18 protein-coding genes are annotated in these 19413 nt (G+C 72.4%); 12 read left to right on the forward strand and 6 right to left on the reverse strand.

The window, feature by feature from the left end:
• Window positions 1-63: 63 nt before the first annotated feature.
• The 6 genes from ACGF12_RS04280 (at window position 64) to ACGF12_RS04305 (ending at window position 5849) form a co-directional block, all read left to right on the forward strand.
• Window positions 64-1251: a sensor histidine kinase gene (locus tag ACGF12_RS04280; protein ID WP_393025276.1), complete on the forward strand. Its 1188-nt coding sequence runs from the start codon at window positions 64-66 to the stop codon at window positions 1249-1251.
• A complete protein-coding gene (locus ACGF12_RS04285) occupies window positions 1248-1928 on the forward strand; it encodes a response regulator (RefSeq protein WP_393025279.1) in 681 nt (226 codons plus the stop codon). Before ACGF12_RS04280 ends, ACGF12_RS04285 begins: the two co-directional genes overlap by 4 nt.
• Window positions 1929-2116: 188 nt before the next feature.
• Complete coding sequence (locus ACGF12_RS04290) at window positions 2117-2728, forward strand: hypothetical protein (protein WP_393025282.1); 612 nt, start codon at window positions 2117-2119, stop codon at window positions 2726-2728.
• A gap of 54 nt (window positions 2729-2782) precedes the next feature.
• A complete protein-coding gene (locus ACGF12_RS04295) occupies window positions 2783-3523 on the forward strand; it encodes an NAD-dependent deacetylase (RefSeq protein ID WP_393025285.1) in 741 nt (246 codons plus the stop codon).
• Between the two features lie 93 nt (window positions 3524-3616).
• Window positions 3617-4831, forward strand: coding sequence for a cytochrome P450 (locus ACGF12_RS04300; RefSeq protein WP_393025287.1), 1215 nt, complete (start codon window positions 3617-3619; stop codon window positions 4829-4831).
• A gap of 19 nt (window positions 4832-4850) precedes the next feature.
• Window positions 4851-5849 carry an ADP-ribosylglycohydrolase family protein gene (locus tag ACGF12_RS04305; RefSeq protein WP_393025290.1) on the forward strand — a complete coding sequence of 333 codons (999 nt, stop codon included), beginning with the start codon at window positions 4851-4853 and terminating at the stop codon, window positions 5847-5849.
• 279 nt (window positions 5850-6128) lie between these two features.
• Here the strand turns inward: ACGF12_RS04305 and ACGF12_RS04310 are convergent, their stop codons facing one another.
• Window positions 6129-6440, reverse strand: a complete 312-nt coding sequence (locus ACGF12_RS04310; RefSeq protein WP_393025293.1) for a hypothetical protein — start codon at window positions 6438-6440, stop codon at window positions 6129-6131.
• Window positions 6437-6859, reverse strand: a complete 423-nt coding sequence (locus ACGF12_RS04315; protein WP_393025296.1) for an ATP-binding protein — start codon at window positions 6857-6859, stop codon at window positions 6437-6439. The genes ACGF12_RS04310 and ACGF12_RS04315 overlap by 4 nt, the downstream gene beginning before the upstream one ends.
• A 208-nt stretch (window positions 6860-7067) precedes the next feature.
• Here ACGF12_RS04315 and ACGF12_RS04320 point away from each other — a divergent pair, with 208 nt between their 5' ends.
• The 3 genes from ACGF12_RS04320 to ACGF12_RS04330 are packed head-to-tail and all read left to right on the forward strand — an operon-like array spanning window position 7068 to window position 10188.
• On the forward strand, window positions 7068-8339 hold the full coding sequence (locus tag ACGF12_RS04320) for a tetratricopeptide repeat protein (RefSeq protein WP_393025299.1): 1272 nt from the start codon (window positions 7068-7070) through the stop codon (window positions 8337-8339).
• A gap of 17 nt (window positions 8340-8356) precedes the next feature.
• Window positions 8357-8824: an NUDIX hydrolase gene (locus ACGF12_RS04325; protein WP_393025301.1), complete on the forward strand. Its 468-nt coding sequence runs from the start codon at window positions 8357-8359 to the stop codon at window positions 8822-8824.
• A gap of 41 nt (window positions 8825-8865) precedes the next feature.
• A complete protein-coding gene (locus tag ACGF12_RS04330) occupies window positions 8866-10188 on the forward strand; it encodes a serpin family protein (RefSeq protein WP_393025304.1) in 1323 nt (440 codons plus the stop codon).
• Window positions 10189-10191: 3 nt separating this feature from the next.
• Here ACGF12_RS04330 and ACGF12_RS04335 read toward each other — a convergent pair whose 3' ends face one another.
• The gene (locus ACGF12_RS04335) at window positions 10192-11307 is read right to left on the reverse strand and encodes an ADP-ribosylglycohydrolase family protein (protein WP_393025307.1); all 1116 of its coding nucleotides are present in this window, start codon (window positions 11305-11307) and stop codon (window positions 10192-10194) included.
• 140 nt (window positions 11308-11447) lie between these two features.
• Here ACGF12_RS04335 and ACGF12_RS04340 point away from each other — a divergent pair, with 140 nt between their 5' ends.
• Window positions 11448-12671, forward strand: coding sequence for an RNA-guided endonuclease InsQ/TnpB family protein (locus tag ACGF12_RS04340; RefSeq protein ID WP_393025310.1), 1224 nt, complete (start codon window positions 11448-11450; stop codon window positions 12669-12671).
• A gap of 87 nt (window positions 12672-12758) precedes the next feature.
• On the opposite strand, the gene ACGF12_RS04345 is transcribed toward ACGF12_RS04340, so the two are convergent.
• The 3 genes from ACGF12_RS04345 to ACGF12_RS04355 all read right to left on the reverse strand — a co-directional run bounded on the left by ACGF12_RS04345 (window position 12759) and on the right by ACGF12_RS04355 (window position 16620).
• Window positions 12759-14030: a DUF2786 domain-containing protein gene (locus tag ACGF12_RS04345; RefSeq protein WP_393025313.1), complete on the reverse strand. Its 1272-nt coding sequence runs from the start codon at window positions 14028-14030 to the stop codon at window positions 12759-12761.
• A 113-nt stretch (window positions 14031-14143) separates the two neighbouring features.
• Entirely contained in the window at window positions 14144-15757 is a 1614-nt protein-coding gene (locus tag ACGF12_RS04350; RefSeq protein WP_393025315.1) for a transporter, read from the reverse strand.
• Entirely contained in the window at window positions 15754-16620 is an 867-nt protein-coding gene (locus ACGF12_RS04355) for an ABC transporter ATP-binding protein (protein WP_393025318.1), read from the reverse strand. The genes ACGF12_RS04350 and ACGF12_RS04355 overlap by 4 nt, the downstream gene beginning before the upstream one ends.
• A 256-nt stretch (window positions 16621-16876) precedes the next feature.
• On the opposite strand from ACGF12_RS04355, the gene ACGF12_RS04360 reads away from it, so the two are divergent.
• Together ACGF12_RS04360 and ACGF12_RS04365 are read left to right on the forward strand one after the other, a co-directional pair.
• A complete protein-coding gene (locus ACGF12_RS04360) occupies window positions 16877-17434 on the forward strand; it encodes a DUF1707 and DUF4190 domain-containing protein (protein ID WP_393025321.1) in 558 nt (185 codons plus the stop codon).
• A gap of 318 nt (window positions 17435-17752) precedes the next feature.
• Window positions 17753-19351 carry a DUF2142 domain-containing protein gene (locus tag ACGF12_RS04365; RefSeq protein ID WP_393025324.1) on the forward strand — a complete coding sequence of 533 codons (1599 nt, stop codon included), beginning with the start codon at window positions 17753-17755 and terminating at the stop codon, window positions 19349-19351.
• Window positions 19352-19413: the final 62 nt, after the last annotated feature.

Here is a 19413-nt window from a genome sequence, read left to right on the forward strand (position 1 = left end):
CTGCCGGTAGGGCATGATCTTCTCCGCGGGGGCGGGGCCCCCGGGTACGGGGGAGGTGCGACGGTGGAGCGCGTGGCGCGCTGGCGGACACGGACGACCGGGCTGAGCCCGTACGTGCTGGACACCTTCCTGGCGGTCTGCTCGGCCGCGGTGTCGGTCTGGGCGGTCTACAACGACGACACGGACTGGCCCTGGTGGGTCTACCTGCTGGCGGTGTCCACCGCGCTGTACCTGCCCTGGCGGCGCCGCGTCTCGCTGACCGCCCTGATCGTCGGCAGTGTGCCGTCGCTGGTGCTGTCGGTGGTGGCGCACTCGGCGAACCCGCAGGTGCCGCTGTACGCCGTGATCGGGATGTACACGGTGGCGGAGCGCTTCCCCGACCGGCAGCGCTGGCCGGTGCTGGCGGTGGTGGTGGTCGCCAACGTGATCGGCACCCACTCGCCGAACGGCGCGCTGTTCAGCGTGCTCACCTCGGGCGGTTCCTTCGTCTTCGGCGCCTTGGTGCGCACCCAGCGGGAGTTGGCCCGGATCCAGGCGGAGCGGGCGCGGGAGGCCGGCGAGCGGGCGGCCACCGAGGCGGCCCGGGCGGTCGCCGAGGAGCGGGCCCGGATCGCCCGGGAGATGCACGACATCCTGGCGCACGCCGTGTCGTTGATGGTGATCCAGGCCGAGGCCGGGCCGCTGGTGGTGCACAACAAGCCGGAGCGGGCGATCCGCGCCTTCGACACCATCGCCGATTCGGGCCGTGACGCGATGGTCCAACTCCGGCGCGTGCTCGGGGTGCTGAAGGATCCGGAGGCGGGGCGGGAGCTGGCGCCGCAGCCCCGGCTGGCCGAACTCGCCGACGTGGCCGAGCGGGTGCGCGGGGCCGGCCTGCGGGTGGAGTTCGAACTCGCGGACGGGCTGGGCGCGGTGCCCGCCGACGTGGAGGCGGCGGCGTACCGGATCGTGCAGGAGGCGCTGACCAACACCGTCAAGCACTCCGGGGCCGACCGGGTCGCGATCCGGGTGCGGCGCACCGGTGACGTGCTGGAGGTCGTGGTGTCCGACAACGGGCGCGGCGTGCCGCTGAAGGCCGACCGTACGGTGGCCGGCTGGTCCGGCGGGCGCGGGCTGGTCGGCATCCGCGAGCGGGCGGCGGCCTGCGGCGGCCGGGCCGAGGCCGGTCCGGGGCCGGAGGGCAAGGGGTTCCTGGTGAGTGTCCGACTGCCGCTGGGGCCGGCGGGCGTGGTGGAGAGGGTGGGCGGATGACGTCGATACGGGTGGTGGTCGCGGACGACCAGGAGCTGGTGCGGGCCGGGTTCGGGATGATCCTGGACGCGCAGCCGGACATCGAGGTGGTGGCCGAGGCGTGCGACGGCGCCGAGGCGGTCGAGGCGGTGCGCGCCCACAACCCGGACGTGCTGCTGCTGGACGTCCGGATGCCGGTGATGGACGGGCTGGAGGCGGCCCGCCGGGTGTGCGCCGAGTTCCCGTCCACCAAGGTGATCATGCTGACCACCTTCGACATCGACGACTACGTCTTCGACGCGCTGTACGCGGGCGCCAGCGGCTTCCTGCTCAAGGACGTCCGCCGGGACGACCTGGCGCACGGGGTGCGGATGGTCGCCTCGGGGGAGGCGCTGCTCGCGCCCTCGGTGACCAAGCGGCTGATCGGCGAGTTCGCCGCCCGCCGTCCGGGGGCGCCGGACCGGGCGCAGCGGCCGCCGTCCAAGCTGCTGGAGCAGCTGACCGTGCGCGAGCAGGAGACGCTGCGGCTGATCGCGCGCGGGCTGTCCAACGCGGAGATCGCGGCCGAACTGGTGGTCAGCGAGCACACCGTGAAGACGCATGTCAGCAATGTGCTGAGCAAGCTCGGGCTGCGCGACCGGGTGCACGCGGTGGTGTTCGCGTACGAGGCCGGGGCGGTGGTGGCGGGGGAGTCCTGACGTCCGGCAGGGGAGGCGCGACGTCCGGCAGGGGAGGCCTGAGCGGCTTTCCGGCAGGGCGGTCCTGACCGGCTCCCCCCAGCGGGGGAGACCGGGAGTTCGCCGGTGCGGGCGATCCGCGACGAGGGCCCCGGCCGGGAGGCTCTGGGGTGTCGCAACGGATCACGGACACCACGGGAGAACCTCGCATGAACGCCCTCCGGAACAGCCGCCTCACCTGCTACGCCGCCGTCGGCGCCCCCGCGCTGATGGCCCTCTACGGCGGCATCCGCCTGGTGCCCGGCTCCCGCGCCCCGGGCCTCGGCTGGACCGCCGGGCACACCGCGATGTTCGCGGGCCTGCTGCTGTTCGCCCCGGTCCTCCTCGCCCTGCGCCGGCTGCTCGCCCCGCGCGGCACCACGGTCGGGCGGCTGGCCGCGAACACCGCGCTGGGAACGGCGCTCATCGGCCTGGCGGCCGCGCTGACGCAGATCGGGATCGACCTCTACGTCGGCCTGGCCTCGGCCACCAAGGACGAACAGGCGCGCCTCTTCGAGCGGGTCCAGGACGTCCCCGGGGTGCTGCCGGCCGTCTACAAGGTCGGCCCGCTGCTCTTCTACGTCGGCCTGCTGGCCCTGCTGGTCGCCGCCTCGGTGGGCGCGGCCCGGACGCTGCGCTGGTGGAGCCCGGTGCTGATGCTGCTCGGTACCGTCGCCTCGGTCGCCGACCTGGCCTTCATCCCGCTCGCCGCCGCCTGCTACCTCGGCGCGCTCTCCCCGCTCACCCGCCCGGCCCCCGCGCTCCGCGCGGCGCTGGCCTGACGGGGCGGTTATATCGGTGGCCGGGGGCGGTGCGGCGGCCGTACCGTCCCGGGTATGAACGCCAAGCGTCCTCTGATCGCCGTGCTCACCGGCGCGGGCATCTCGACCGACTCCGGCATCCCCGACTACCGCGGCCCGCAGGGGTTGTGGCAGAAGGACCCGTCGGCCCAGCGGCTCGTGACCATCGGCCCGTACCTGGCCGATCCGGAGGTGCGCGCGCGGGCCTGGCTGATGCGCCGCGACGCCGGCGCGCTGGCCGCCGAGCCGAACGCCGGGCACCGCGCGCTGGTGGACCTGGAGCGTTCCGGGCTGCCGGTGCGGGTGCTCACCCAGAACGTGGACGGGCTGCACCAGCGGGCCGGCCTGCCCGCCCGCAAGGTGCTCGAACTGCACGGCACCGCCCGGGAGGTGCAGTGCGTGCGCTGTCGGGTCACCGGGACGATGGAGGAGGCGCTGGCGCGGGTCGAGGAGGGCGAGCCGGACCCGGCGTGCCGGGACTGCGGCGGCATCCTCAAGCCGCGCACGGTGATGTTCGGGGAGAACCTGGACCCGGTGGTGCTGGACCAGGCCGACGCGATCGCCAAGGCCTGCGACATCTTCGTCGCGGTGGGCACCAGCCTCCAGGTCTACCCGGTGGCCGCGCTGCCGCAGATCGCGGTGGAGGGCGGTGCCCGGCTGATCGTCATGAACGGCGAGCCGACCCCCTTCGACGAGGCCGCCGCCGAGGTGATCCGGGAGCCGATCTCCCGCGCGCTGCCCGAGCTGGTGCGGCGGCTGGTGACGGAACGGGCGTGAGAAAAGGGGCAGCCGGAAGGGGTTCTTCACGGACGCACCGCATGCGTACGATGATCCTTCCGGCTTCCCCTCACGGCCTGGAGTGAACGACCGATGACGACGACGGCGAAGTTCGACCCCTGGTCGGCGGCTTTCGTGGCCCACCCGTACGACGCGTACGCCGAGCTGCGCGAGCACGCGCCGGTGACGTACTTCGAGCCGACGAACCAGTGGCTCGTCTCCCGCCACGAGGACGTCAGCGCCCTGCTGCGCGACCGCCGACTCGGCCGCACCTACACCCACCGCTTCAGCCACCAGGAGTTCGGCCGCCCCGAGCCCGACCCGGCGCACGAGCCCTTCCACACCCTCAACGACCACGGGCTGCTCGACCTGGAGGCGCCCGACCACACCCGGATCCGCCGCCTGGTCTCCAAGGCGTTCACCCCGCGCATGGTCGAGGGGCTGCGGCCGACCGTCCAGCGCCTCGCGGGCGAACTGGTCGACGGGCTGCTCGCCGCCGGCGGCGGCGACCTGATCGCCACCGTCGCCGAGCCGCTGCCGGTCGCCGTGATCGCCGAGATGCTCGGGGTCCCGGAGGGCGACCGGTACCTGCTGCGCCCCTGGTCCGCCGACATCACCGGGATGTTCGAACTCAACCCGAGCGAGGAGACCGCCCGCCGGGCCGTCACCGCGAGCATTGAGTTCTCCGACTACCTGCGCACCCTGATCCGCGAGCGCCGCACCGCCCCCGGCGCCGACCTGATCAGCGCCCTGATCCAGGCTCAGGAGGGTTCCGACGCGCTCAGCGAGCAGGAGATGGTCTCCACCTGCGTGCTGCTGCTCAACGCCGGCCACGAGGCGACCGTCAACACCACCGGCAACGGCTGGTGGGCGCTGTTCCGCAACCCCGGGGAACTCGCCCGGCTGCGCGGCTCGGTGGACGAACTGCTGCCCACCGCCGTCGAGGAACTGATGCGCTGGGACACCCCGCTGCAGATGTTCGAGCGCTGGGTGCTGGAGGACATCGAGGTCCGCGGCGTCACCATCCCGCGCGGCGCCGAGATCGCGCTCCTCTTCGGCTCCGCCAACCGCGACCCCGAGCGCTTCGCCGACCCCGACCGGCTCGACCTCGCCCGCGCCGACAACCCGCACATCACCTTCGGCGCCGGAATCCACTTCTGTCTCGGCGCCCCGCTTGCCAGACTGGAGCTCACCGAGTCCTATGGCACCCTGCTGCGCCGGGCCCCGGGCCTGCGGCTGGTCCGCGAGCCCGAGTGGAACCCGGGCTATGTGATCCGAGGACTCAAGGAACTGCTGGTCGAGGTGTGACGAAGAGGGGGGAGCTGCCGTGGGCAAGGCGACGGGGGCACTGCTGGGGCTGGCGATCGGGGACGCGATCGGCCGGGTGACCGAGTTCAAGAGCGTCGAGGCGATCGCCGCCGACCATCCCTATTGGCGGCAACTCCCGCTGCCGCAGCGGGCATTGGTCACCGACGACACCCAGATGACCCTCGCCCTCGGTCGCGGCCTGCGCACCGCCCTGGAGCGCGGGCCACTGACGCCCCTTCGGCTGGAGCGGCCGGTGCGCGAGGAGTTCGTCGACTGGTGGCGCTCCCCGGAGAACAACCGCGCCCCCGGCATGACCTGCCTGCGCGCCTGCGAGCGGCTCAGCCGTCCCGAATACCGCTGGCAGCAGGCCAGCGACGTCGGTTCCAAGGGCTGCGGCGCCAACATGCGGGTCGCCCCGATCGGGCTGATCCGCGATCTGGACGCCCGACAGCTCTCCGGCGCCGCCCAGCTGCAGTCCGCGCTCACCCACGGCCACCCGACCGCGCTCGCCGCCAGCGACCTCACCGCCTTCGCCGTGCGCAAGCTCGCCGAGGGCGTCCCGCCCGCCGGGCTGCCCGCGGTGCTGCGGGCGTACGCTCTGGCGAGCCGCGAGCGGTACGACGAGTTCTGGCTCGGCGACCTCGCCGACCGCTGGTACGGCGCCTCGCCGCAGGCCGTCATCGCCCGCGGCTGGGACGACTGCCTCAAGGTGCTCGACCAACTGGAGGCCGCGCTCGCCGCGCCCGACCTGGAGGCCGACCCGTGCCTGGCCACCGGTGAGGGCTGGGTCGCCGAGGAGGCCTTCGGCACCGGCCTGCTCTGCTTCCTGCTGCTGCCGGACGACCCGGTGGCCGCCGTGCGCAGGGCCGCCTACTCCAGCGGCGACTCCGACTCCCTCGCCTGCCTGGCGGGTGCCTTCGCGGGCGCCCACCACGGCGAGGAGGTCTGGCCGCAGGAGTGGGTCGAGCGGATCGAGTACCGGGACGAGCTGCTGGCTCTCGGGGCGCTCTGGGACTGAGCGGTCAAGGCCCGGTCTCGCGGCCAAAGATCCGCTGGAACAGCGCCGCCTTGTTCAGGTCGGCCAGCTGGTCGTCAACTCCCGTGTTTTCCCGCCAGATCCGTCGCATCAACTGCATCCGGCAGCTGTCGAGGTACCCAGGCTCGCCGCACCATCGCGTCACCTCACGGTGGGCGGCACGCCTACTCGGCGAGATGGCCCGGATCGGTCGCATGAACTGACCGTCCAACCACCACCACGTGCGGAAGCGGTCGAGTCGGGCCCGCAGGCGGCGCCGCTTCACCGGGGCGATCCGGGGGCGGCCGGGTACAGCTTGACCAGGTGGGGCGTCAGGCCGAGGAACGCCAGCGACCGCACCTCGCCGTACGTCGCGAGCCGGTGGCCGATGCGCTGCGCGGAGTCCGGCCCGAACAGCTCGTCGAAGTAGTCCAGTTGCTCGATGGTGAGCGGCAGCGCCCGCAGCGAGGCGAGGAGCGCCGACAGCGCTTCCGGCAGCTTGGCGAACTGCGCGGGTTCCGTGATCCCCTTGACCTCCACCACTACGGGGAACGGGTACGGCGCAGCCTCCCCGGACGTACCCACGAGCCTCATCGCGCACCACCTTCCGGGCCCACCAGAGCCCAAATGATCTTTCCGATGCCTTCCGGCCGGGGCTCGCAGCCCCACTCCACGGACAGGGCCTCCACCGGACACAACCCACGCCCCGAGAGGTCGTCCGGGCCGGCTGCGCGCCGGATCACCGGCTTCTCGCTGCTCGCGTCGTGCACTTCGATCCGGAGATGGCCGCACAGCAACTCGAAGCGCACGGCGACCTTTCGCCCGGGCGAAACCCTCGCGTGCACAACCGCGTTGGTCACCAACTCCGTGAGTACGACCTCACCGTCACTCAGGAGGGCAGGACCGTAGGGAACCCGGGCGAGGAAATCGCGCAGGTGATTCCTGGCGGTCCGGACAGACCGCCGGTGTCGCGTGAGCATCGCTTCGAACGCGGAGATCTCGACGGTCGACATCTCGCTCCTCCTCTGACGGCAATTCCCTGCGCACAGAAGAGGATTCAAGTAGTGGGGCCATAGTCGCTCCCCCGTGGTGGGTATGCCCATGATGGGTACACTTGGTGATCACCGCGCGACTCGGCGTCAGATCGGCACATGGGACGTGGTCATGTCTGAAGCTCCAACGCCCGCAGCACTGCCACCGCACGTCCTTGAGCGCGCCGACGTGCGCGATGCCCTGAACCGTCGCGACCTGGGCGAAGTCTTCGCCCTTGCCCGGAAGTGGGGCGGCATCAGCTTCACCAAGATCGGCGAGGCCATCGACGTGAAGGCCGAACGAGTCGGCAGGTTGGCCCGTGGTGAAGGCGCGATCACCACCATGGAGAAGATCATCCAGGTTGCCGACGGACTGCGCATCCCTGGTCGTCTTCTCGACTTGGCTGCCCGGCCCTGGGAACGCGGTGCTGTGGTAGGAGTGGTCGCACAACCGCCAGCCGCCGTTGCCCTGCCGCCCACAGGAAGCTTCGGCCTGTGGGAGGTGGCCGAGATGGTGCGACGTATCGAGCAGTCCGACATAAACCCGGCGTCGATGGAGTCGATCGAGGCCGCGATCTACCAGCTCTGTCGGGCGTATCCGTACGCGCCGGCGGCCGACCTCCACCAGAAGACCCGCGAGGGGATCAACTTCGTGACCCGGCAGTTGGAGCGCCGGATCTCGCTCAAGCAGCACCGTGACCTACTGGTCGATGCCGGATGGCTTTTCCTGCTCGGTGGATGCCTCGAATACGACCTGGGCCAGGTCGAGGCCGCGAACCTCAGCAGGGCCGCAGCCCTTCGCGTCGGAGCCGAGAGCGGCCACGGAGAGATCGTCGCGTGGGCATGGGAGCTTGAGGCGTGGTTCGCCCTCACGCAGGGGCGATTTGCCGACGTGATCACCGCCGTAGAGGCCGGCCACGCCGCAGACGCCAGCCACTCCATCGGGGCTCAGCTCTACGGGCAGGCCGCCAAGGCGTACGGGCGCATGGGCGACGGTCGAGGTGTGCGAGACGCCCTTGAGGCCGGGCGCGCGAGGCTGGAACGCCTTCCCAAGCCGGAGCACCCGGATCACCACTTCGTCATCGATCCTGACAAGTGGGACTTCTATGCGATGGACGCGTACCGGCTGCTCGGCGACGACGACCGCGCCACGGTCCACGCCCGTGAGGTCATCCGGGTGGGCACGGCGTCCGACGGGTCCGAGCGCTCACCCATGCGCATGGCGGAGGCCAGGCTGACGCTCGGTGTCGCTGCGGCCCGCCGAGGTGAGCTTGAGGAGGCCGTTTCCGTCGCCGGGCGAGCCTTCGAGGCCGAGCGGAAGTCATTGCCGTCCCTCCTCATGATCGCCGGGGAGCTGGACCAGGAACTCCAGGCGAACTACCCGAAGGAGATTCTGACCCGGCAGTTTCACGAGCAGCTGGTCACCATCGGGGCGGAGAGCAAGCCCGCTCTGCCGTTCTAGGAATCCTCGGAATCGCAATGGCCAGGCGTGACTACGAAGACGATCCGAACGCCCCCGAGGCCAACAGCCTGGTTCCGGCCGCTTCCGTGGTCGTGGTGGACGAGACGGGCCGAGTCCTGCTGCACCGGCGCACCGACAACGGCATGTGGGCACTGCCGGGCGGAAAGATGGAGCTGGGCGAATCCCTCGCTGGATGCGGGATTCGCGAGACCCTCGAAGAGACGGGTATCGAGATCGAGATCACCGGGATCGTCGGCACCTATACGAACCCGGGCCACGTCTTCGCGTACGACGACGGGGAGGTCCGCCAGGAGTTCTCCATCTGTCTCCTCGGATGGGCTGTCGGTGGCACCCTCCGCACCTCGGACGAGTCCTTCGAAACCGCCTGGTTCCACCCGGACGAGGTGGACGCGCTGCCCATGGTCGCGAGCATCCGTAAGCGGCTCGATGACTGGCGAAGCGGTCGGATTCCTGTCGTCCGGTAGCCGAGGCGGAACCCGAAGGCGGGGTGCCGCGTCGAAGGGCCATGACGAACAGCAGCACCGGAACCCGTCGTCGTACGTCCCGCCGCCCGGCGGCGCTGCTCCTCGCCGCCGCGCTCGCCACCCCACTGGTGGCCGGCTGCGGCAGCACCGGGGCCGCCGGTACCTCGGAGCTGAAGGCCTCCGCGCCGGCCAGTCGGCCCGCGGTGGACCCGGCCCAGGCGGCGGCCACCGCGAAGGCCACCGACGCCTTCGGGCTGGACCTCCTGCACACCCTCACCGCGGCGCCGGACGGCGCCGGGCACAACCTGGTGGTCTCCCCGTCCGGGCTGTCCACCGTGCTCGCCATGTTGATGCCCGGCGCCCGCGGCGCGACCGCCCAGGAACTCGCCAAGGCCCTGCACACCGACCTCGACCCGAAGCGGTACGCCCTCGTCACCGGCGCGCTGAACCGGCCCGTCCCGACCAGCGACGGGCTCACCCTGCGCCGGAGCGACGAGGTCTGGACGCAGCAGGGCTTCCCGGTGGAGCCCGATTACCTGGCCACCCTCGCCGCCGCCTTCGACGCCGGAGTGCACACCACCGACTTCAAGAAGGACCCGGAGGGCAGCCGCAAGGCGGTCAACGCGGCCGTGGAGAAGGCCACCGAGGGGCGGATCAAGGACCTCTTCGCGCCGAACGCGATCAACGGGGGCACCCGGCTGGTCCTCGCCGACGCGCTCTACCTCAAGGCGAAGTGGGCCTCCGAGTTCAAGCCCGCGCACACCGAGGACCGCCCGTTCCACAAGCTCGACGGTGCCACCCCGAACGTCTCGATGATGAGCCAGACCGGCGAGTTCAAGTACGCGGACGGCTCCGGCGGGATCGTCGGCGAGCCCTGGCAGGCCGTCGAACTGCCCTACAAGGACGGCAACTTGGCGATGGACCTGATCGTCCCCGCGCAGGGCGGCTTCGCGGCCTTCACCAAGGGGCTGGACCAGCCGCAGCTGGACCGGATCCTCGGCGCCCTCGCCGAGCAGCCCGTCGACCTGCAGCTGCCGCGCTTCCACTTCGACACGTCCAACGAACTCACCCCCGCGCTGCGCTCGCTCGGCGTCCACGCGGCCTTCGACAACGCCGACCTCGGCGGCATCGCCAAGGAGCCGCTCGTCGTCAGCACGGTGGTGCAGAAGGCCACCGTGCAGGTCGACGAGGAGGGAACGGTCGCGGCGGCCGGCAGCGGCGTCGGGGTGGGTGCCGCAGCGGCGCCGGCCCCGCGCCAGGCCGCCCAACTGCACATCGACCGGCCGTTCCTGTTCCTGATCCGGGACACCTCCACCGGCCGACCGCTGTTCCTCGGTCAGGTCGCCGACCCTCAGGCGAAGTAACTCCTACCAGGCCGGGTAGCGCCCGCCGAGCGCCGGGTGGTGGGGGTCGCGGCTGCCGAACAGCACCAGCAGGTCGTCCGCGACGGTCAGCAGCTCGGCCCGCCCCTCGACCGCCCCGGCCCACTCGGCGGGCAGCGCCGAGGCGCCGTACGCGGCCCCGACCAGGTTGCCGCAGACCGCGCCGGTGGAGTCGCTGTCCCCGGAGTGGTTCACCGACAGCAGCAGCGCGGTGCGCACCGGGTCGGGGTCGAGGGTGGCCGCCAGCAGCGAGTACACCGCGATGGCCAGGCACTCCTCGGCGATCCAGCCCAGCCCGACCCGCTCCACCGTCTCCGCCGAGGGCTCGGCCTCCTGGGCGAGCCGCACCGCCCGGGCCAGCGCCTGGACGGTCTCCTTGGACTTCGGCAGCTCGCGGATCTGCTCCACCGTCTCGCCGACCGCCGCCCACGGCTCCGTCCCGGCCGCCAGCCGCTCGACCAGCGCCGCGAAGGCGCCCGCCGCGAGGTAGCCGGTCGGGTGTCCGTGGGTGAGCTGGGCGCACTGCACGGCCAGCCCGAAGGACTGCTCGACGCCCAGGCGGGCCAGCCCGAACGGCGCCGAGCGCATCACCGTGCCGCAGCCCTTGGACCCGGGGTTGATCGGCCCCGGGCGCCCGATCGCGGCCGGCGCCTCGAACACCGGGTGCTCGGACGTCCCGCTCAGGCACGCGTTGCCCGGCGCCCGCCGCGCGTACAGGAAGGGCCGGCCCAGCAGCCAGCCGTCGTACGGGCGGGGCTGCGGATCGGTGTCCGGCTCGCCCTGGTACTGGGTGCGCAGCCAGCGCCGGTAGGCGCCGTGCACGGCCTCCGGAACCGAGCCGCCGCCGCCCGTCCAACCGCGGACGAAGCCGCGGATCAGGCCCTCGGCGGTGAACAGCGTCATCTGGGTGTCGTCGGTGACCTCCACCGGACCGCCGCCCCCGGACGGCAGCGCGGTCACGCCCTGCGGCCCGAACCGGTCCTGGATCTGGTGGAGTTGCTGGAACTCCACCGGCCAGCCCAGCGCATCGCCGATCGCGCCGCCGAGCAGCGCTCCGCGCACCCGGTCCCGGTAACCCGACTCCGCCGCCGACTCCGTCACCGGATTTCTCCCAGGGTGATCCCGGCTTCAGCTGGGAGGGGAATGGGTACTTGGAGCGGAGCCGCGAAGCGATGGAGTTCTCTGCGCATCTGTACGGGCCTCTCTAGTTGATGTCAGTGGGGTCGGCTAGCTTGTGGGTCATGACGATGCGACAGGTAGTGGAGGAGGCCGGGTATGCCCGGTACATCTACCGCCTACGTGTGTCGTCGACCGCGTCCGGGCTGCTGGGCGCGGAGTGGGGCAGGTGCCGGTGGGTGTGGAATGAATGCGTCCACATGTCGCGCAAGGTCCATCTGCACAACCGGACCGATCCGGAGGCGCAGCGCAGCTGCGGACCGGCCGATTTGGACAAGCTCCTGACACAGGCGCGCGGGGCGATGGCGTGGCTGAGTGAGGGTGCGTCGGTCCCGCAGCAGCAAACCGTCCGGGACTTCGCGAAGTCCCGCGCCAAGGCGCTCAAGGACATCAAGGCGGGGCTTCCGGTGAGTCGGCGTGCCGGGATGCCGAAGTCGAAGAGGAAGCGCGAGGCGCGGGCGTCGCTGAACTACACACGGCGTGGTTTCCGGATCAAGGACGGCTGCCTGCACCTCGCGGGCGGCATCGTGGTGACCGTGGTGTGGTCGCGGGATCTTCCGGGTGATCCCTCCTCGGTCCGGGTGTACCAGGACGCCATCGGGCACTGGTACGCGAGCTTCGTGGTCCCTGCAGCCGTCGAGCCGCTGCCCGTCACGGGTCGCGTCATAGGGATCGACTGGGGCGTCAAGGAGATCGCCACCACAACCAGCGACGCCCACGACCTCCCCCACCCCCAGCATGGGAAGAGCGTCGCGCGGAAACTCGCCCACTACCAGCGCCAGATGGCCCGACGGCTCCAGCCGAAGGGCAAGGCACAGACCAAGGGCTACCGCAAGGCCCGGCGGCAGGCCGCGAAGCTGCAACGGAAGGTCGCGAACCAGCGCCGGGACACCGCCCGCAAGTGGGCCAAATCCGTTGTCCGTGACCATGACGCCCTCGCGGTGGAGGACTTCCGGCCGACGTTCCTCGTCAGGACCACGATGGCCCGCAAGGCCGCCGACGCCGCCATCGGCGCGACCAAGACGGCCCTGATCGAGCAGGCCCGCAAGCACGGTCGGGCCGTGCACCTGGTCAACCCCGCGCACACCACGATGGACTGCGCGCACTGCGGTGCGAGAGCCAAGCACCGCCTCCCCCTCTCCGAACGGATCTATACGTGCACCGCGTGCGGGGTCTCGTCCCCCAGGGACAAGAACTCCGCGCGTGTGATGCTCGTCCGGGCTGGTCTCAACCCGGCTGGTGCCGATCGCGGAAGACCGCAACGTCCGCCGGACGTCGCGGCAGCGTGAGCCAGGAATCCCCCGCCCCCAAGCGGGGGAGGAGTCAAGTCGAATCCCCCTTCGTTCGTGGCGGGGTCGTTTCTATCAGGCCGGCCGTCAGTTGTGGATCTCGCCCCGCCCGTGGAGCGCGGCGCGGTCGGCGGCGGCGCGTCCGGCCGCCCAGCCCTCGCCGTCGCTGACCCGCACCCGCTGCGAGACCAGCTTCGGGAACAGCCGGCCCACCTCCTCGTCCACCTTCGCCGAGCGGGCGGCCAGCGCGGGCAGCAGCCGCTCGTCCGGCAGCAGCTGCTCCTCGGTGCCGTCCTCGCGCAGGTGGCGGCCGGCCGCGGCGGCGCTGGTGGTCCGCTCGGTGGCGGCGGTCAGCCGCTCGCGGATCCGCGCCGCGTACGCGACCAGGAAGGACTGCCGGAACGCCTTGCTGCGGGAGTCCTTGCCGGAGCCGGCCTTGTTGAGCGCGTGGGTGGCCTGCACCAGCAGCGAGGTGTAGAGCAGCTCGACGCCGTCCAGGTCGCCGTCGAAGCCGATCACGGTGCAGAAGCCGTACTCCTTCGCCCACACCACCCGGCACCGGTTCGCTGCCGCGACCGCGTCCAGCAGCATCGTCTTGGGGCCCTCGTATGGGTTGTCCACGCCGATCCGCAGCGCCGCCGGGGCGTCCCGGTCGGCACCGGCCGCGGCCAGCAGGGCCTCGTCGATGCTGTGCTGGGCCATCAGCTGCTGGGCCTTGGCAGTCAGCGCCTCGGCCTCCTCCGGGTACTCGGTGGACTCGGCCTTGGCCAGCAGCGCCCGGATCCGCGCCAGCATCCGCGGTTCCCCGGTCACCGGCCCGGTGGCGTGCTGCGCCCGTACGGACTGTCCGGGCACCGGGCCGACCGGGGCGATCGGGGGCAGCCGGCCCCAGCTGCGCAGCAGCTCCAGGACGGCGGTGGCGAGCGCGAAGCGGTCCAGCCGGTGCCGGTGGGCGAAGGCGTCGAGGTACTGCTCGTCGGCCGGCCACCAGACCTCGGTCTCCAGCTCGCGAAGCTGCTCCTGCCAGCGCCGGTCCAGGCCCGCGGCGGGGTGGCGGCGGCCCTCGGCGGCGATCAGGTCCACCGCGAGCGCCAGGTGGACGGGCTTCAGCTGGCGCCGCACCACCCGCACCAGGTCGGCCGGGCGCCAGCCCGCCGACCAGCAGCGGCCCACGGCGGTGTCCACGTACCCCAGCAGCGCCCGGCTGACCGCCGGCCACTGCCCGGCCGAGGCGGCCAGCAGACAGGCCCCGGTGTCCAGCGCGAGGTCCAGCCCCTCGTCCGGGGCGGTGAGCACCGACCGCACCGCCTGCTCCAGCAGCGGCCCGGCGTTCCCGCCCTGCTGCGCGCGCTTGCCCACGGTGTGTCCCTGCTCTCCTCGACGGCCCGGCCTCTCCGGCCCATGATGCCGGAGCGGCCGAGCGGACCGACGAGGCGGCGGGATCCGGGGGCGTACCCGGAGCCTGTCCGGCCTCAGCGCTCGATCGCCTTGGCCAGGATCTCCGGGGTGCGCTCCAGCAGCCGGGCGGCCGCCAGCCGGATGCCCAGGGTGGCGATCAGGCCGCCGTAGAGCGGGCCGACCAGCAGCACCGGCCAGGTCGGCCCGTCCGAGGTCAGCGCCCAGAGCAGGTAGCCGCCGACCGGCAGGGCGAGCAGCGCGACGCCGAACATCGAGCCGAACTGGTTGAGCAGGATCAGCCCGCCCTGCCCGGGGGCCGCGTTGCGCATCGGGTTGCTGTCGGCCGGCATGGTGTACGGCGCGAGCACGCTGAACACCGAGCCGAGCGCGACGCCGCAGCCGAGCATCGCCAGCGCGAGGCCGAGTGCGGAGGGCAGCCCGGCCCAGTCGCCGGTGACGGCGGCCAGCACCAGCCCGAGCACCGCCGCGACCGGCACGGCGTACGACAGCACCGCGTACGCCCGGCCGCGCAGCTCGTCCCGGGCGTCGGCCGGGGTGCGCAGGGTGGCGGCGACCATCCAGAACGCCGAGCCGTCCATGCCGAACAGGTTGAGCATCTGCAGCCCGAGGAAGGTCCCGGTCATCGCCAGCAGGTAGACGCTGGACCAGCCCTGGACCACCGACAGCACACAGATCACCAGTGTCATCCCGATGCTGGTGAACAGCGCCGCCTTGGCCCGTGGCTCACGCCAGGCGTACCGCAGGTGGCGCTGCATCACCGCGCCGGTCCGGCCCCGGGGCAGGAAGCGCCAGCCGCGCGACGCCTGCACCCCGCGGGCCACCTCCAGGGTGGAGGAGTCGGCGGTGACCATCAGCTCCTGCAGGCTGCTTTGCCACCAGCGCAGCAGCAGGGCCAGCAGAGCCCCGGCCGCGGCCAGCTGCAGCAGCGCCGGCGCGTACCGGCCCTGGCCGGCGGTGTGGGTGGCGTCGGCCGCGCTGATCGGCGGGATCCAGCGCAGCACCGAGGCGATCGGCTTCAGCGGGCTGAGGTCGATCGGCCCGCCCCGGCGGCCGAAGATGCTCTGCGAGCCGACGTTGGCGGCCTGGACCAGCAGCGCGAAGGCCAGCCCGCCGAAGATCGCGAAGTCCTTGCCGCGCCGGCTGGACAGCATCCGGGCGTTGCCGGCCGCGACCGCCCGGGAGAGCGTGACCAGGCAGAGCACCGCGAGCGGCACCCCGACCACCGCGGCCGCGGCCGAGGCACCCCCCTCGGCGCCGGACAGCGCCGCGCCGGTCACCAGCACCAGGCTGATCAGCGGACCGGGCCCGATCAGCGCGGCCAGCAGCGAGCCGCGCAGCAGCGGTCCGGGCCGCAGCGGCAGCATGGTGAGCCGGGTCGGGTCGGAGCTCTCGTCGCTGGAGAACAGGAACAGCGGCAGCGCGGCCCAGCCCAGGGTGAGCACGCCGAGCAGCACCACGCCGGCGTTCGCGGAGCCGGCGTAGCGCCCGTTGAGCATCGCCAGCGCGAAGGCGATACCGCCCGCGAAGGCCAGCCCGACGACGCCGCCGATCAGGTACACGGTGGTACGGCCGGGGCTGCGGCGCAGCCCGTTGCGCAGTAGCCGCAGCTTGAGCGCCACCAGGGCGCGGACCACCGTCCGCCCGTCGGGCACGGAGGCCGCGGTCACTGCCCACCGCCGAGCCGCTCGCCGCCGAGCCGCTCGCCGCCGAGCCGCTCGCTCCCGGCGTGTCCGCCGCCGAGCCAGCCGAGCGCCTGGCCGTCGTCCTCGCGGACGCCGATCAGGTCGAGGAAGGCCGCGTGCAGGCCGCGCTCGCCGCGGACGGCGTCCAGCGGGCCGTGGGCGATCACCCGGCCGGCGTTGACCACCGCGACCCAGTCGCAGAGCTGCTCGACCAGTTCCATCACATGGCTGGAGAAGACCACCGTGGAGCCCGCCGCCGCGTACCGCTTGAGCACGCCGCGGATGGTCTGGGCGGAGACCGGGTCGACGCCCTCGAAGGGCTCGTCGAGGAACAGCACGTCGGGGTTGTGCAACAGCGCGGCGGCCAGCCCGATCTTCTTGCGCATGCCGGTGGAGTAGTCGGCGACCAGCTTGTCGGCGTCCCGGCCGAGGTCCAGGACGGTCAGCAGCTCCTCGGCGCGGCGGTCCACCTCGGCGCCGGGCAGGCCGCGCAGCCGGCCGGTGTACTGGAGCAGTTCGCGTCCGCTGAGCCGCTCGAACATCCGCAGGCCCTCGGGCAGGATGCCGATCCGGGCCTTGACCGTGACCGGGTCGGCCCACACGTCGGCGCCGTGCACCAGCACGGTGCCCTGGTCGGGCCGGAGCAGGCCGGTGACCATGGACAGCGTGGTGGTCTTGCCCGCGCCGTTCGGCCCGACCAGGCCGATGAAGGCGCCGGCGGGCAGTTCGAGGCTGAGCCCGGCCACGGCGGCCTGGCTGCCGAAGTGCTTCCACAGTCCCTGGATACTGACGGCGGACGGGGTGCCCGGTCCGGGGTGCCCGGAGGGCGACGGTACTGACGCCTGCATGGCGGCCTTCTGTCTCTACTCGTGTGCGGGTGGCTGAACGGTTGTCCGGGGCCCCAGCCTGTCACTGCCCGAACGGACTGTCGTCGGCTTTGAGCATCCCCTGAGCGTGTCCGCCGAACGGGTGAGGCGCGCCGCCCGGAAACCGCGTCGCCGCGGCGGGCGGGCCGATTTGGCAACTACTCAGCTCCACCGTTCGTCCTGCACTATGAGGAACAGTGAGCACGCGCGGGGGTGCCGCGTTGCCGGGAGGTGGCGGATGTCCGTTCAACCGTGGGGCGAGTCCCGTCCCGTGCATCCGCACGGCCATCGGCCCGCGGTGCCGGGCTGGCAGCCCGCGCCCTCCCCGCAGGCGGTGATGAGGGCGAGCCACGCGGACCGGGACCGGACGGTGGACGTGCTGAAGGCTGGCTTCGCCGAGGGCCGGCTCTCCGCCGAGGAGTACGAGCAGCGCCACGAGGCGGCCGCCCTGGCGCGCACCTACGGCGAGCTGGCCGCGCTGGTGGCCGACCTGCCGGCCGGGCCGATGGTGGCGCCGCCGCTCCAGGCCGCGCAGCCGGTCCCGGCGACCTTCCTGCCGCCTCCCGTGCCGCAGGTCCGCCCCACCAACGTGCTGGCAGTGGTCTCCGTGGTCTGCGGCCTGACCGGCTTCATGGCGCTGCCGGCGGTGGGCGCGGTGGTCGCCGGCCACATCGCCCGGGCGCAGATCCGGGAGCGCAACATGAACGGGGACGGGGCGGCCGTCCTCGGGCTGGTCCTCGGCTACCTGGGCACGGCCTTCTGGGCCCTGATGATCCTGCTGGGCGCGGCCGCGTAGCTCGCCCGCTGTCCGTCGCTCGCCGTCCTCCGCTCGCGGAGCGCCGCCCGTTCCGACCGAGGGCCAGGACACCGGAGGCCGCTCCGGCGTGGTGATCTTCGTCGCACTGGGAGCCGCTCGCGGGCCGGGCATCCGCGGGCCGTCGGCTTTGCCAATGCGCTGCATGCCACCGGTGTCCGGGGCTGCGGAGGGTCATCGCCCGGTACGTCGCCGTCGCCGGAGTGCCGTCCGCTCCGCTGCTCCGGTTCGGTACGGTCTCCTCGTCGATACCAGTTCCCGCGTGACGCCGAACTGACCCGAGGGCCCCGGATCCAGATGATGAACACTGCCGTCAAGAGCCTCGCCGACCGGCTCGTCGCCTCACCGAGACGGCTGTGGGCCGTCGCTTTCGCGATCTTCTTCGTGTTGAGCGCGTCCTGGTCGATCGCCACGCCGATCGGCGCTTCACCGGACGAGCACGCACACGTCATCCGGGCGGCGGCGGTTGCCCGCGGCCAGGTCGAGGGCCGGGAGGTGATGGTCCCGCACGTGGTCGCCTCCATCGAGGGGAAGTTCGCCGAGACCGGTGTCCAGCTGCCGCACATCTACCAGGACCTGAAGGACGTCAACACCTGTTACGTCTTCAAGCCCTGGAAGTCGGCCAAGTGCGCCCCGGCGCTCAAGGAGACGCCCGGGACGACCCTGGTGACCACGGCGGCGGGCCGCTACCACCCGGCGTACTACTTCGCCGTGGGCTGGCCCAGCCTGTTCGTCCACGGCGAGACGGCCTTCTACCTGATGCGCCTGATGTCGGCGCTGATCTGCTCCGCCCTGGTGGCGAGCGCGGTGGTCTCGGCGGCGGAGTGGCGGCGGCGGTCCTTCACCCTGCTCGGCGTGGTCACTGCGGCCACTCCGATGGCGCTCTTCATGTTCGGTGTGGTCAACCCGAGCGGCCCGGAGATCGCCGCGGGCATCCTGGTCTGGAGCGCCGGGCTGCCGATGCTGATGAACCCGGACCCGCACCTGCTGACCCGTCGGCTGGCCCGGCTGGGTGCCGGCGCGGTGGTGCTGATCTGCATCCGGCCGCTGGGGCTGGTCTGGTTCGCCGGGGCCCTCTTCTTCGGGCTGCTGCTGGGGCGGAAGGGCGCACTGCGCGAGGTGTTGCGGCGACGGTCGACCTGGCTCTGGGGCCTGCTGGCGGTGGCGGCGGCCGGGTCGGCGCTCGCCTGGTCGTCGAGTCACCCGGACAACTCGGTCATCGACACCCCGAGCAACCTCACCCCGCTGGTCGCGGGCCGGAAAACCTTCGACAACGGCCTGCTGTACATGAAGCAAATGATCGGCTACTTCGGCTGGTTGGACGCGCAGGCGCCGGCCGCGACGCTGCTGGTCTGGTGCGCCGTGGTGATCGCCCTGGCGCTGTTCGCGCTGTGCTACGCCCGGTTCCGGGACGTCCTGGCCATCGTGGGGGTGATGGCCGGGATCGTGGTGATACCGATAGCGGCCCAGGCCGTGCAGGCGCGCCAGCTGGGCATGATCTGGCAGGGCCGCTACCTGCTGCCGTTCGCCGTCGGGCTGCCGATCATGTGCGCCGCGCTCTGCCACGAGCGACTGCCGTGGGGCGGTTTCGCCTGGCGACGGCTGCTGGTGCTCTCCGGCTTCTCGCTCGCCCTGGTCAACGTCGTCGCCTTCGTCTGGGCGCTGCGCCGCAACGCGGTCGGCACCGACGGTGCGCTGCTGATCAGCCCGGCCGCCTGGGGGCCGCCCGGCGGCTGGCCGATCTGGGTCGCGGTGTACTCGGTGGCGGCGCTCGCGACGGGTCTGCTCACCGCGGTGTCGGACCACCGTGGGCGGGCCCTGCCGCCGTTGTCCGACGGGCCCTGGAACAGCGTCGCGGAGGACCGCGCCCGGCTCGCCGGGGCCCGTTCGGAGGCGTAGGGTTTCGCAGTGCGGGCGGTGCTCGGTTGTGGTAAGGAGTTCCGCCCCGGACCGGTTCCCGC

This window comes from Kitasatospora sp. NPDC048296 (genome assembly GCF_043201815.1).
Classification (GTDB): domain Bacteria; phylum Actinomycetota; class Actinomycetes; order Streptomycetales; family Streptomycetaceae; genus Kitasatospora.

What these genes read in the sequence shown, in the direction of transcription:
- ACGF12_RS04355 (WP_393025318.1), bottom strand. Translation starts at nt 16,620, where the DNA reads ATGCAGGCGTCAGTACCGTCGCCCTCCGGGCACCCCGGACCGGGCACC.
- ACGF12_RS04300 (WP_393025287.1), top strand. Translation starts at nt 3,617, where the DNA reads ATGACGACGACGGCGAAGTTCGACCCCTGGTCGGCGGCTTTCGTGGCC.
- ACGF12_RS04360 (WP_393025321.1), top strand. Translation starts at nt 16,877, where the DNA reads ATGTCCGTTCAACCGTGGGGCGAGTCCCGTCCCGTGCATCCGCACGGC.
- ACGF12_RS04310 (WP_393025293.1), bottom strand. Translation starts at nt 6,440, where the DNA reads ATGAGGCTCGTGGGTACGTCCGGGGAGGCTGCGCCGTACCCGTTCCCC.
- ACGF12_RS04290 (WP_393025282.1), top strand. Translation starts at nt 2,117, where the DNA reads ATGAACGCCCTCCGGAACAGCCGCCTCACCTGCTACGCCGCCGTCGGC.
- ACGF12_RS04365 (WP_393025324.1), top strand. Translation starts at nt 17,753, where the DNA reads ATGAACACTGCCGTCAAGAGCCTCGCCGACCGGCTCGTCGCCTCACCG.
- ACGF12_RS04295 (WP_393025285.1), top strand. Translation starts at nt 2,783, where the DNA reads ATGAACGCCAAGCGTCCTCTGATCGCCGTGCTCACCGGCGCGGGCATC.
- ACGF12_RS04340 (WP_393025310.1), top strand. Translation starts at nt 11,448, where the DNA reads ATGACGATGCGACAGGTAGTGGAGGAGGCCGGGTATGCCCGGTACATC.
- ACGF12_RS04330 (WP_393025304.1), top strand. Translation starts at nt 8,866, where the DNA reads ATGACGAACAGCAGCACCGGAACCCGTCGTCGTACGTCCCGCCGCCCG.
- ACGF12_RS04325 (WP_393025301.1), top strand. Translation starts at nt 8,357, where the DNA reads ATGGCCAGGCGTGACTACGAAGACGATCCGAACGCCCCCGAGGCCAAC.
- ACGF12_RS04285 (WP_393025279.1), top strand. Translation starts at nt 1,248, where the DNA reads ATGACGTCGATACGGGTGGTGGTCGCGGACGACCAGGAGCTGGTGCGG.
- ACGF12_RS04315 (WP_393025296.1), bottom strand. Translation starts at nt 6,859, where the DNA reads ATGTCGACCGTCGAGATCTCCGCGTTCGAAGCGATGCTCACGCGACAC.